This window comes from Limnofasciculus baicalensis BBK-W-15 (genome assembly GCF_024178385.1).
In the GTDB taxonomy this organism is placed as follows: domain Bacteria; phylum Cyanobacteriota; class Cyanobacteriia; order Cyanobacteriales; family Coleofasciculaceae; genus Limnofasciculus; species Limnofasciculus baicalensis.
In genome coordinates, this window is the sequence record NZ_JAMZMM010000148.1 from 1 (window position 1) to 14,219 (window position 14,219).

General features: G+C 41.8%; 6 protein-coding genes and 1 pseudogene. 3 read left to right on the top strand and 4 right to left on the bottom strand.

Annotation, left to right across the window (positions count from 1 at the left end):
* Positions 1-827, top strand: a pseudogene (locus tag NJ959_RS15445) (hypothetical protein); the annotation flags it as partial.
* 31 nt (positions 828-858) lie between these two features.
* Here NJ959_RS15445 and alr read toward each other — a convergent pair.
* Together alr and NJ959_RS15455 are read right to left on the bottom strand one after the other, a co-directional pair.
* Positions 859-2,130 (bottom strand): alanine racemase, encoded by a 1,272-nt coding sequence (gene alr, locus NJ959_RS15450; protein ID WP_254012631.1) that lies wholly within the window; start codon positions 2,128-2,130, stop codon positions 859-861.
* 121 nt (positions 2,131-2,251) lie between these two features.
* On the bottom strand, positions 2,252-3,244 hold the full coding sequence (locus NJ959_RS15455; RefSeq protein WP_254012636.1) for a diguanylate cyclase domain-containing protein: 993 nt from the start codon (positions 3,242-3,244) through the stop codon (positions 2,252-2,254).
* Positions 3,245-3,768: 524 nt separating this feature from the next.
* Between NJ959_RS15455 and NJ959_RS15460 the strand changes: the two genes are divergently transcribed.
* Together NJ959_RS15460 and NJ959_RS15465 are read left to right on the top strand one after the other, a co-directional pair.
* On the top strand, positions 3,769-6,042 hold the full coding sequence (locus NJ959_RS15460; RefSeq protein ID WP_254012632.1) for a heavy metal translocating P-type ATPase: 2,274 nt from the start codon (positions 3,769-3,771) through the stop codon (positions 6,040-6,042).
* A gap of 94 nt (positions 6,043-6,136) precedes the next feature.
* Positions 6,137-7,162, top strand: coding sequence for a S66 peptidase family protein (locus tag NJ959_RS15465; protein WP_254012633.1), 1,026 nt, complete (start codon positions 6,137-6,139; stop codon positions 7,160-7,162).
* Between the two features lie 31 nt (positions 7,163-7,193).
* On the opposite strand, the gene NJ959_RS15470 is transcribed toward NJ959_RS15465, so the two are convergent.
* Positions 7,194-7,766: a Uma2 family endonuclease gene (locus NJ959_RS15470; protein WP_254012634.1), complete on the bottom strand. Its 573-nt coding sequence runs from the start codon at positions 7,764-7,766 to the stop codon at positions 7,194-7,196.
* A gap of 24 nt (positions 7,767-7,790) precedes the next feature.
* Positions 7,791-14,219: CHAT domain-containing protein (locus NJ959_RS15475; RefSeq protein ID WP_254012635.1), on the bottom strand; the 6,429-nt coding region annotated here is incomplete at its 5' end.

Sequence of the window (14,219 nt, forward strand, 5' to 3'; positions counted from 1 at the left end):
CAGAAGGGACTACTCTAACTTTACACCATAACCGCCTTGGCGGTTGCTATAATAAGAAAAATGCGAAAATAATTTCTTTTACTCTTTGGGGAGATAATCCTAAATATACCTTGGGCGCAATTAAAAATGCTGACATTGCCCCAATCATTTATCCTGGTTGGATTTGTCGATTTTATCTGGCTCCAAGTGTTCCCCAAAATATTATCGCTCAATTATCAAGAAGAGAACAAATAGAAATTGTCAAGCTAGATTGGAAAAGTCAAAAGAATTGGGAAGCTTCCTTGTGGCGATTTTATCCTGCCGCAGACAAAGATGTGGCTGTGATGATTTCCAGAGATACAGATGCACGATTAAATTGGCGAGAAAAAGCAGCAGTAGATGAATGGCTTAAAAGCGATAAAGATTTTCATATTATGCGAGATCATCCCCTGCATCGTTGTCCGATTATGGGGGGGATGTGGGGGGTTAAGAAAGGGGTTTTCCATGATATTAGGGGAATGATAGAGGCTTATTTAAAGGTAGTTGATAACCGTCATATTGAATATGGAATCGATCAAATATTTTTAGCGGATATTATTTACCCATTAGTTCAAGATCGAAGTTTAATTCATGATGAATTTCTCACAGAAAAGCCGTTCCCTCAGCCGAGAAAAGGCTATGAATTTGTCGGTCAATCTTTTACTGAAGACAATAAAATTTATCAAAATAATCTGAATCAACTTAAGCAGTATATCATTTTGCGATCGCAAGGTAAAATACAAGAAGATCGTGGCTATTCCCAAGAAACTCTGAATATCCTCAGCCAATCTTCGTTCCCCACTCCCTAACTCCCCACTCCCCACTCCCTTTTATGTCTACTCAAACAGCCACACGAGGTAGCCGATGTTTAAACCCGCAGAGAATTTCCCAGGAAATAGTACCCAAAGACTCAGCCCAATCGTCAGGAGAAATATAAGCATCGCCATCATTGCCAATTAAAGTGACAACTTCTCCAGTCTGCAAATCGGGAATGTCAGTTACATCCAGCATAATTTGATCCATAGTAATTGAGCCAATTTGCCGCACCTTTTCTCCTCGAATTAATACCGTCATTTTGTTAGAAAGGAGGCGAGGAATACCGTCGGCATAACCAATTCCGACTACCGCAATAATCATAGATCGATCCGCAATAAATCGGTAACCATAACTGACACCTGTACCGGGAGAAATTGTTTTTACTTGAGTCACTCGTGCTTTGACTTGCATCACTGGCTTAAGATTAATGGCAATGACATTACATTGGTTAGTAGTAGGCACTTCAGTGCCAGTAGCACTAAAGCGCTGACTACAAACTTTTGAGTTAGTGGCATTCGGCTTGAGGTGAATCGCATTTTGTAAATGTGGGGCGGGATAGAGTCCATAAAGTGATAATCCTACTCGTACCAAGTCGTAATGTAAAGCAGGATTAGTTAAGGTGGCGGCGGAATTTGCTAAGTGTAAAGATGGTGGTTTCATCCCAGCATTATTAAGTTTAGTAATTGCTTCATCAAATCGCTGTTGCTGAAGTTTCATTATGGTAAGATCGGGACTGTCAGCGGTAGCGAGATGGGAGTAAACGCTCTTTATTTGTAAATGAGATAACCCTTGTACTAGTTGGACAAATTGAGTTGCTTCTTCCCAAGGCATTCCCAATCGTGACATACCTGTATCTATCTTTAAATGTACAGATAGGGTACTATTAATATTTCCCAAGGTTTCTGAAAAAATGAGAGCTTGTTGAGGAGTACAGATTGTCGGTTGTAAATTCCAGTATGCGATCGCGCGGACTTGTTGAGGAGTATTAGTTGCGCCTAATAATAATATCGGGGCGGTAATCCCCGCTTCTCGCAGTTGAATTCCCTCTTCTACCGTCGCCACACATAGCCCACTAGCACCTGATTCTAATACCGTACTAGCAACCATTGTCGCCCCATGTCCATAAGCATCAGCTTTTACAACTGCCATCAGTTGAGTATGGGGGGCTAAAATCTGCCTTAATTGCTGCACGTTATGGGATAACGCGGCTAAATCTATTTCCACCCAGGCACGTTGGCAAATTCCGCCAGACACATCCCATAAGCTAGGTGTTGCCTGTCGCGTTAGCTCTTGCATAATAATCTTTCACTCCTCAAAAAAATTGTTATTTGTTATTTGTTATTTGTTATTTTATTGCTAACAACCAACAACCAACAACCAACAACCAACAACCAACAACCAACAACCAACAACTAAATTAACACTTAGGGAATGACATATTGCGCCCCAATGCTTTTGCCTGATATAATGCTTCATCGGCTGCTCCAATCAGCGTGGTGGGTGAAGTACTCGGTGTTGGATACATGCAAGCGAAACCTAAACTTAAGGTGACATGTTCGCTCACTAGAGACTGAGCATGGGGAATCTGTAATTGATTCACAAGTGCCCGAATTTCCTCAGCTACTTTAGATGCACCAACTGCACTAGTGTTAGGCAAAACCACGGCAAACTCTTCACCTCCATACCTTGCTACTAAATCGATGGAACGCTTCACACAAAATCGTAGGGCATCTGCAACGCGACGTAAACAGGCATCCCCACCTTGATGACCATAACTATCATTGTATTTTTTAAAATAGTCAATGTCACAAAGAATCAGAGATATCGGTAATTTCTCTCTAATCATACGCTGCCATTCATCATTAATGTACTCATCAAATCGTCGTCGGTTTGCCACTCCAGTTAGTCCATCTAAAGTAGCCAGTCGATGCAACTCAAGATTAGCCTCTTCGAGTTTTTTATAAAGCTGAAACTGTTCGATTAGTCGCCGCACCCTTTGGCGTAAAACTGCCAAATGAATCGGTTTTGTGATATAATCTGTTGCTCCAACTTGAAAAGCTCGGTCTACTGACTCCGGATCGTCAAGACCAGTAATCATTAGCACAGGTGTGCGAGCATTATTATGTAAGCTTTTTCCATTCAGCATTTTCCCTTCTAGTGGGGAGGAGGTTGTCAGAGCTTGGAGATGTTGGCAACAAGTAAAGCCATCCATGACGGGCATGAGAGCATCAAGCATAACCAGATGGGGATTGATGCTTTTGTAGGCTGCTAAACCTTGCTCACCGTTAGTTGCTTCAACAACCTGATAGCCGTCTTTCTCCATGACTCGGCGTAATAAATCCCGTATAAACTGATCGTCATCGACGACAAGAATAATCGGTGCTTCTTCGGAAACAGAGACTGCTTTCATCCTTGAAATCGCTATAATATCTGAAATCACCTCATTAAATTCCAGTTCTTCCTTCATCTGTTTTGTTTTTCGTCGTTTTAGCTTATACAGAGGCGATTCGTCATCCCTGTAGATACCGATCGATAATGGGATTTACGCACTCTCACGCAGAAATCCGGTTTCGGAATGGAGGCTCATCGCTGAAACGACGTATTCCAGTGAATTTTCCTGGTTTCTGCCTAAGTCGTAAGTAAGTAATGACACCAAAAGCTAACCCGAATCAGGGAAGTTAATGCCTAACTGCAATAAGTTGAGCAAAATCTGGTAGATGCAAGTGCCATCCCTGAAAATTGTTACTACGGCTTGGGGATGGTGGGGTAAGCACAATTCTAACTTTTTTCTGTTGGCTAGTGTCAGGGGCAGGGGGGCAGGGGAGGAGAGTTTTAATTCAAAACTCTCCCATTCCCCTTAAAGGGCTTGACTCTCCTGTTAAGTGGAGACTGTACTCTAACAGTAGAGCAATTGCTTTCTGGGAGTTAGTCACTATGGAGAGTCTTACGTTAAAACTAGGAGGGATGGCATGTGCCGCCTGTGCTAATAGAATTGATCGAGCCATTCAAAATATTCCTGGTGTTATAGATTGTCATGTTAATTTTGCCGCAGAGCAAGCCACTGTTGAGTACAATCCCGAGAAAACGCGAGCAGAAATTATTCAACAAGGGGTTATAGATTTAGGATATAGTGCCCTACCACTTCAGGATACAATCGCGTCTGATGACAATCCTGAAAGAGTCGCTGGCGGTACGCCACAGAATGAGCTAAATATTAAGCTAATTTTGGCAAGTGCGATCGCACTTCTCCTCATTATAGGCTCACTGCCGATGATGACTGGCTTTGCTCTGTCTTGGTTTCCCCGATGGCTCCATCATCCCTGGTTTCAGTTGATTTTAAGTACGCCTGTGCAGTTTTGGTGTGGTGGACAGTTTTATCGAGGTGCTTGGCAAGCTCTCAAACACCGTACCTCTGATATGAATAGTTTAATCGCTTTGGGTACTAGCGCCGCGTATTTTTACTCTGTTTTTGCTACATTTTTTCCTACTTTTTTCACATCACAAGGATTAGAACCTCCTGTTTATTATGAAAGTTCAGCAGTAATTATTACCCTAATTTTACTAGGTCGGCTGATAGAACGTCAAGCTAAAGGTAAAACTTCTGATGCTATTCGTAAACTAATTGGGTTACAAGCAAAAACAGCACGATTGATTCGCTCTGGGCAGGAAATAGATATACCGATTCAGGATGTGGAGGTAGGAGATATAATTATAGTACGTCCAGGGGAGAAAATTCCTGTGGATGGTGAATTAATTGAGGGAGTTTCAACTGTTGATGAATCTATGGTAACGGGTGAAAGTATACCCATGAAGAAGTTACCAGGAGATGAGGTTATTGGGGCAACTATTAATAAGTCTGGTAGTTTTAAGTTTCGCGCATCACGGGTGGGGAAAGATACCCTATTAGCTCAAATTGTTAAGTTAGTGCAAGAAGCTCAAGGCTCGAAAGCACCGATTCAGAAATTAGCCGATCTGGTAACGGAATGGTTTGTGCCTCTGGTAATGGCAATTGCATTCATTACCTTTATTCTTTGGTTTACTTTAACAGGTAATCTCACTTTAGCCATAATTACCTCTGTAAGTGTTTTAGTAATTGCTTGTCCCTGTGCATTAGGTTTAGCAACTCCCACATCGGTAATGGTGGGAACTGGTATTGCTGCCCAAAACGGTATCTTAATTAAAGGAGCAGATAGCTTAGAAGTTGCTCACAAGATTCAAACTATTGTTCTGGATAAAACCGGGACATTAACTGAAGGGAAACCTGTCGTAACAGATTATATTACTGTGTTAGGAACCGCTGATAGTAATGAAATAAAATTACTAGAATTAGCCGCTGCTATTGAACGTAATTCTGAACATCCTGTGGCTGAAGCTATTGTAAAATATGCTAAAGCCCAAGGGGTAAGTTTCCCCTTGCCAGAGGTAGAAGATTTTAGCGCTATTCCTGGTGCTGGTGTCCAAGGTATTGTTAGTGAAAGATTAGTACAAGTTGGTACATCTCGTTGGTTAAATGAATTGGGGATTAATACGGAAATATTGCAATCTTATCAAAATAAATGGGCGGGAGCTGGCAAAACAACAGCATGGATTGCTCTAGATGGAAAACTGTCCGGATTAGTGGCAATTTCTGATACTCTTAAACCTTCATCTAAGTCGGCTATAAAAGCATTGCAAAAAATGGGTTTAGAGGTGATTATTCTGACGGGAGATAATCAGGAAACTGCCAGTAAAATTGCATCTGAAGTTGGTATTAATCGGTTTTTTGCCGAAATCCGTCCTGATGGCAAAGCTGCTATTATTAAATCGCTACAAGAGGTAAGAGGGAAAAAAGGGAAATCGATTGTGGCGATGGTGGGGGATGGGATTAATGACGCGATCGCACTAGCACAGGCAGATGTAGGCATCGCGATTGGTACGGGGACAGATGTTGCGATCGCGGCGAGCGATATTACTTTGATTTCTGGCGATTTACATGGCATTGTTACCGCGATTAAACTCAGTCGTGCTACGATGAATAATATTCGGCAAAATTTGTTTTTTGCCTTTATCTATAATATAATAGGAATTCCAATTGCTGCTGGAATTTTATTCCCGTTTACTGGTTGGTTACTCAATCCAATTATTGCAGGTGGGGCGATGGCTTTTAGTTCTGTTTCTGTGGTAATAAATGCACTGCGGTTGAGAGAATTTATGGCAGAATCAACCTAAAAGCTATTAAACGAAGATCTTGCTCTAACAGAAAAACCTCTGTGTACCTCTGTGTTAACCTCTGCGCTCTCTGTGTTAAAAAAATATTATCCCGATGTTAAAAGATCTCCCCAATCGCCGCCAATTTCTTAAATTTTTCGGATTTACCCTATTAGCCACTCAGTTACCAGCAGCAGCCCAGAATAATTTATCCCCACCATCCATTCTCAAACCACCTCGCCTCAAAGTTGGCGATACTGTAGGATTAATTAGTCCGGCGGGTGTAGTTGACAAAAAAACTGTAGATGAGTTTACCAAAATATTATTAGAATTAGGATTAAAAGTAAAGCTAGGAAACCATATTCTAGATCGATATGGATACCTGGCGGGGAAGGATATTGCTCGCGCTGCTGATATCAATGCTATGTTTGCCGATACTTCAGTGGCAGGAATATTTACTATGGCAGGGGGTTGGGGCTGCAATCGGATTTTGCCTTTACTGGATTATGAATTAATTCGCCGAAATCCGAAAATTATTATGGGTTTTAGTGATGTTACTTCTTTGATATTGGCAATTTATGCTCGGTGTGGGATAATTACATTTCATGGTCCGCTGGCGACTTCGACTTGGAATCAGTTTTCGGTGGAATATGTACGGCAGATTTTGTTTGATGGGGAGGCGATGCTGTTCAGAAATTTGCTGAGTACTTCTGTGGAAACGATTACTAGTGGTAAAGTTAGGGGACGTTTGGTGGGGGGGAATTTATCTTTGGTGACGGCTTTGGTGGGTTCGGGTTATTTACCGAATTGGGATAAAATGATTTTGTTTGTGGAAGAGGTGAGGGAGGATGTTTATCGGGTAGATAGAATGTTAACTCAGCTAAAATTAGCGGGGATTTTAGATAAAATAGCGGGTTTTATTTTTGGTCAATGTACTAAGTGTACTGCTGGTGAAGATAATGAGCCATCACTGACTTTGCAGGAGGTTTTATTAGAGCATATTCAACCTTTAGGAATTCCAGCGTGGTATGGTTCAATGATTGGACATATTCCAGATAAGTTTACTCTGCCCCTAGGTGTGGAGGTGGAGATTGATGCAGATTTAGGAGTGATTCGGATGTTAGAATCAGCGGTTGTTTAGTTACTCCTCACTCCGGTTGCGGAGGCTCGACTCAAGAAATCCCCCGCCGAAACTCCTTTACTGCCTCAACCCTAGAGGTCATCAGCAGGCATCGGGAGAGCAAGTCGATGTCTAAGTCTGGCAAAACCTCACTGTGGTAAATCCGCTCGTAACCTGACACTCTCAGGTGGTGTATGGTAAATAGCCCATCTTCCCAAAACCAAACTTCGAGTACTCCCAACTCCTGATAGCGCTTCAGTTTGGAGAGAGTACCGCTGGTAAAGACTACTTCGATAGATAAGTCTGGGGTTTTCTTCTGTGTCCCGATACAGTAGGACTCATCTGCTTGTGCCGATGCTACCCCTTCCTTCTCCTGAGTACAAGTACCTGTGGGGAAGAATTCGATTTCTTTGTCAGCAAAGTAGATAAAAAGTAGTCCTGCGATTGTTCCGCTAAAAATCTCGTGGTCTTGGGAAACTGCAAAGATTTCTACCTCACCTTTGTAGTAGGAAAGTCGGATACCAGGGGAGTCAGAGAATGCTTCCTGGATTAGTTGGAATTGTTGCCAGCTCACTCCCGAGTGGATGAGCCGTTGGTCTGTTGGCTTCGATAGTGTCTGTATCATGGGGATATTTTTAGCATCTTTCCTTTACCAAGGGCTACCAATCATAGTAAATGCTGACCAGTAATAAGGATGCTTGAGAGAATCATCTTTAAGCATAGTTAACTGTGCTTGTCGCAGTGCTTCTGCTTTAATTGGTGCAGTTTTTAATTGCTGATAGAAATCAACCATTAATTTAGATGTACCTGCATCATCAACATACCACAGACTTGCCAGAGCTGATTTAACACCAGCTTTTACCGCAAACCCTGCAAATCCCAATTCCACTTTATCATTTCCTTCTCCTGTTTTGCAAGCAGAAAGGACTAATAATTCAATCGGTGGTTGTCGTTTATTCCAACCTAACTCTCCCACTTGATTTAGGCGAAGTAGTTGATTCCACAACAGAATATAAGAATTGTCCAACTCTCCTTTAAATTCTCCATGGGTAGCTAGATGAATAATTGAAAAATTCTGACTCTTTGACTTGAGATTCTCTTCAGTGGATGATTGATTCAGTAAAGATTGGGATTGCCCTCCTCGAATTCCTACAATGGTTTGAATTTCATCAATAACTGCAGGTAATGGTCCCAATTCCGCTTTCTTCGCCTCATCACTAACATCAGAAATTCCCATGGCGAGGATAGGTTCATTCTGAATGTTCTTATAGCTAATATCGGTTAGATTGAGACTCGGCATCAAACCAATACTATATTTTTCTATTAAGAATCCTTGCCCATCATGGAGTGCTGCTACAGGTAATGAACGCAAGCCAGCATCCATAATAAATACCAGGTTAGTAATTTTTTGCACTTCTAAATCTCCTTGGAGTGGTTTAATCAACCATTGATATAATTGTTGAGCTGGCTGTTCATAACTTTTGGTACGTCGTTTGATAGGATTAGTAATTTGTTGGCGTAATTTTTTCGCAGCGTCTAGTACTTCCTTCTCGGTTGTACCATATACGGTTATAAACCGATTTTTTTCGGCAGTGACGATTCTCAATTCCAGGCGCTCGTTTAAGAATGTTGCGTAGATAATAGCGGCTTTAGTTTGTGTTTTCTGTTCTATATCCTTCAAGATAATCGCAGCATCTTTCGGATTATTTACACTACGTGGTAGATTAAGTGAGCTGGTAAATTCACTACTTAAAATACCGTCGGTACTAGAAATATCTTCCTCGATTTTATTGTTATTTGTTGTTGCTTGTGCTGTGGCGAATATTGTCTTAAATGGCAGATTGGTTAGAAAGGGAATCCGGGGGATAATTTGGATATTATCCTGTTGAGTTGGCTCTTCAAAGGATTGAATTGGGAAAATACTTCCTAGCAATCCCTTGCCATTGGTAATTGCGGCAAACGTACCATTTTGCAGGGGATTGCCTACTTCAAAAGGATCGAATGCTGTGCCCCCACCGTGGCGTATTATAATGGGATCTCCCTTAGTGGCAATACTGGCTGTACCAACTGGGGTGGTGAAGCTTTGCAGTACTCGGAAATAACCATCGGTGGTAATATCTATGCCACAGAGTCCGTTAAGATTACAGATTTGGAGCAGGGAACCTTGGGCATTAATAAATTCTAGATCGATACCGGGAGCATTTCTTCTGTATTCAGGTTGTCCGTTGTCTACCACGACTAATCCTCCACTGCCGTTAGTAGAGCTAGAATCAATCTGTCCAATTTGGATTTTACCTAAAGTTAACACATCAATTCGACCGCCACCAGTAGCGCCGGATGAGGTTAAATTACCTGTGGTAATGTCTCCTAGTGTTAAAATTTCAGCAAGATTGTTACGAAAAGCTCCTAATGAGTTTAAATCGGTAGTATTAGTGTCTATTTTTTGGCGGGGGATGGTGATATTGCCGCCTTTCCCGTTACTGGAGGATGAGTTGATATCTCCTGTTGTAATAGTGCCAGGTGCAGATACTTGGACATTACCACCACCTGTGGTTCCTGATGTGGTTAAATTATTAGTAGCAATGTTTCCTTCTTGACTGATTAACCCAATGGCAGCACCTGTACTGTTTGTGGAGGAAGCATTTATATTCCCAGTGGTAATGTCGCCTAGTGCGATAATTTTAATGGGATTTGCGTTTGTTTCTCCTGCGGTTGTCAAATTACCAGTTTTTACGGAACCTAATTCGCTGTTAAAGTTGATTCCAGCACCTGCGGCAGTGATATGGGCTGTGGCGATATTATTTTTCGTATTAATATTGACACCTGGTGCGGCGGTAGTGGCGATATCACCGCTCAGAATAGTTGCGCCGCTACCAGATAATTGAGAAATGCTTGCTGCTGCAATAGTGGAATGAGCAGTGACGTTTCCTGCATTTTCAATTAAAATAGCGCCTAACTCTCTGCCAGCCCCAGCACCGACTGTCTTGGCGAATAAAATATCGCCAGTACCTGCCACCATTCTCAAATCGTTATATTCATTTAACTCACTGTCTAATGTACCGTTAAAGAAGATATTTCCTCCAGCTAATGCGCCTGTGTCGAGGAAAGTGTCGTCAGTCAGGGTGACATTGCCATTAAAAGTAATATTCCCTTCTGCTGTTCTTACAGTACCTGATAAATTAGTCTGTAGTGCATTAACGATGACTTCCTTAAATACATCAGCACTGTTACCTACTAATGTAGCATTTTCACCACCGATAATTACAATGCCCAATTCATTATCAATAGTTAAACCTTTGAGGCGGAATGGACTACCAATCGCACCATTAAAGATAGCTTGCCCATTTTCACCCAGCTTAAGGGTTAGTGATTGTTGATCGTTTGCTATACCGCTGACATGGCTATTGAAAATAATATTACCGCCAGTGCTACTGAGTGTAATATCTTTCTGAAGCCACACAGTACCACCAGATTGACCTAGGGTGACACCTTGGGTTTGCGTGCTAATATTTCCATTAAGGTTAACTGTCGGCGCATTAAGGGAAATTAAGGCATTTCCTTTAACTTCTCCTAATACATCTATAATCCCACTGGGAGATTTAACTGTTACTGGTTCATCGAAATTGACTGCGTTGATGGCAATTGGGTTAGTACCATCATCTCGACCAATAATTACAGAAGTAAAGCCGCCTATGGCATCGATATCGCGTTGTGAGATATCGAGAGCCGGGGTGTCAGGGGGTTCAGATCCTGCGATCGCAATTTTTTGGCTGGCTGTTGCTGGTTGCAGTGTGAGGGTGTTTGTGCCTGTTACTGAACTATTTCCACCCATAAAGTCAATTTCACTGGCAGTTATGGTTAGATTAGTTGTGGCGATCGCTTTAGCGCTTAAGTTAGTAGCATCAATAGTAATACTACCACCATTAGTAGCATTAGTTGCACCGTTAAGATTGAAGTTTGTACCAGTGAGATTAATGCCAATCGGTGCATCGGTATTTAGTGCCCCATCAAATGTAGTGGTATCTGTACCTGTAACTTGGATACTGGCTGCAGAAATCCCTTTGGTATCGACTGTTTGGGCACTGGTAATGGTGAATTTCCCAATAGCACCACTAGTCCCTACATCTCCACCCAAAGTAATCTTGCCTGTGCCAGCACTCAGTTGTAAATCTTTACCCGTACCGCTAATTGCGCCTGTAAAGCTGATGTCACCCCCACCCGTACCCGTGTTGAGTTGGACGTTACTAGTGAGATTAACGGGACTCTTGAAGCTGATATTAGCGTTGGTAGTAGTAATATCTCCACCTGTGGAAACTCCACCCGCACCATTTTGCAGGAATGCTCCCGATAGAGTCATATCTGCTGCGGCATCGATGGTTAGTTGTCCGTTATTAGCGATAGTGACAGTACCATTTTCAGTAGTTGCGATCGCGCCGTTGAGGGTAAAATTATTACCACTTAGGTTAATACCGCTTGCTGTATTAGTATTGAGTGCGCCGTTAAAGATCGCAGTGTTTACACCAGTAACTTGAATATTGGCGGCGGCTATTGCTTGCGTGTTTAGGTTACTAGCATTTATTGTAACAGCACCTTCAGTAGCATTGGTGATACCGTTGAGATTGAAGTTTGTACCAGTGAGGTTAATACCGCTTGCTGTATTAGTATTGAGTGCGCCGTTAAATGTAGTAGTGCCCGTACCCGCACTTTGAGTAATACTTGCGGCATTAATTGAGTTGCTAGCGGTGACATTTTGAGCGTTAGTGATAGTTAGAGCATTCAGACGGTTGCTACCACCAACTATTCCGGTGAAAGTAATGTCTCCTGTACCAGCATTGATGCTTAAAAATTGTCCCCCTGGAGTATTGGCATCAATAGTAGAATTGAAGGTAATATTATTTCCTTTGAGAGTAGCATCTTTTTGCAATACCACTGGATTAGCGTAAGTTTGGTTGCCGCCAGTAGTAGTAACTGTATTCGTATTAATGTAGGTTGTGCCACTGGCATTAGTTGTTATATTGGCGGCTTTTATCTCACCGCCTGTTAGGGTAAGATTTCCGTCTTGACTGTGAATATTGCCACTGATGTTACTAGAGACAGTGCTAAAGTTAAAGGTATCATCTAAGCTGCCACCAGTGAGATTACTGAAGTTAGTAAATGTAAATGCACTGTTGATATTGCCGGAGTTATTGTCAGCAACATTCCAAGTGTTAGCGGTGTTTGCGCCAATTAGAGTATTCGGTAGATTAATGCCGCCACTTGCCTCTTCCATATTGAGGATATTGCCACCAACTCCTGTGGCTGTGTTGATGGCTAAATTAATATTAATTGGAGTCGTGTAAGCAGTGTAGTTAAGGGTATCTGTATTCCCTTTACCATCAATATTGCCAGTAACGATAACTCCATCACTGAATATAAATTTGTCAGTATTATCATTCCCAGTCAGGTTTTCAATCGCACTAAAACTAGTCGTGCCGTTGAGATTTCCTCCATTATTAGCAGTAATATTCCAGGTGTTAGTCGTGTTATCACCAATCAGAGTATCATTGCCCCCATCTCCATTGATACTAGTTACCGTACCACCATTAAGAGTGAAAGTATCAGTATCGCTTCCGCCTTGGAGATTTGTAAAGTTAGTGAATGTAAATGTACTGTTGATGTTACCTGAGTTATTGCCAGTAACATTCCAAGTGTTAGTGGTGTTTGCGCCAATGAGAGTATTCGCGCCAGTGCCACCAATTGCCGCTTCCATATTGAGGATATTGCCACCAACTCCTGTGGTTGTGTTAGTGGCTAAATCAACATTAACTGGAGTTATGTAGGCGGTGTAGTTAAGGGTATCTGTGCCATTTTTGCCGTCGATACTACCATTAACACTAGCGCCGTTGCTGAAAATAAAGTTATCGGTATTACTACTTCCTGTCAGGTTTTGAATTTGTGTGAAGGGATTGACTCCGTTTACATTACCTGCATTATTTCCAGTAATATTCCAAGTATTAGCAGTATTATCGCCAGTTAGAGTATTATTATTATCCGTCCCGCCATCAATACTCGTAACTGTGCCACCGTTGAGGGTAAAGTTATCAGTGCTGCTACCACCTTTAAGGTTTTGAATTCCAGCGAAACTTGTTGTGCCATTAAGATTCCCGCCATTATTACTAGTAATATTCCAAGTATTGGCAGTGTTATCGCCAGTTAGAGTATTATTATTATCCGTCCCGCCATCAATACTCGTAACTGTGCCACCGTTGAGGGTAAAGTTATCAGTGCTGCTACCACCTTTAAGGTTTTGAATTCCAGCGAAACTTGTTGTGCCATTAAGATTCCCGCCATTATTACTAGTAATATTCCAAGTATTGGCAGTGTTATCGCCAGTTAGAGTATTATTATTATCTGCCCCGCCATTAATACTAGTAACTGTGCCACCGTTGAAAGTAAAAGCATCAGCGCTGCTACCACCTTTTAGCTGATTGAAATTACTGAATATTAGGGTATTAACAGTACCACTGTTATTGCCAGTAATATTCCAGGTATTGGTAGCATTATTACCAGTTAGAGTATTATTTCCTGTTCCTCCATCGACACTAGCAATTGTGCCGTTATTGAGGGCAAATTCAATACCATTAATGTCTTGTAATTTGACATTATTTCCCGTAGTAACAGTTACTATGTTGAAGTCATTGCCAGTATTATCCAGAGTAATATCATTAGCTGCCCCAGCGGCGAGAGTGGTAGTGCCATTTACTGTAACTGCACCACTTTGAGTAATCACACCAGTGGTAGTTACATTCAATGCACCACCAACATTAGATGTTTCTAAGTTAACCCCACCACTCTTATTAAGAGTAGCGTCACCACCAGCACCAGTTGTATTAACAGAAATCGCACCTGTAGTCGCCAAATTGTTTAAGTCAATATCCGCATCAGCGGCGGAAGTTGTAAAACTACTAGTACCTGCTACAGTTACCGTACCGCTGTTAGTAATATTCCCTGCTGTAGCAGTGGCAGTTAAATTACCGGAAACATTAGAAGCACCTAATACAATAGCATTACTATCTTTTAACTTGACATCCTTACCCGT

Coding starts and splice junctions, on each gene's coding strand:
- alr (WP_254012631.1), bottom strand. CDS start 2,130: ATGCAAGAGCTAACGCGACAGGCAACACCTAGCTTATGGGATGTGTCT.
- NJ959_RS15455 (WP_254012636.1), bottom strand. CDS start 3,244: ATGAAAGCAGTCTCTGTTTCCGAAGAAGCACCGATTATTCTTGTCGTC.
- NJ959_RS15460 (WP_254012632.1), top strand. CDS start 3,769: ATGGAGAGTCTTACGTTAAAACTAGGAGGGATGGCATGTGCCGCCTGT.
- NJ959_RS15465 (WP_254012633.1), top strand. CDS start 6,137: ATGTTAAAAGATCTCCCCAATCGCCGCCAATTTCTTAAATTTTTCGGA.
- NJ959_RS15470 (WP_254012634.1), bottom strand. CDS start 7,766: ATGATACAGACACTATCGAAGCCAACAGACCAACGGCTCATCCACTCG.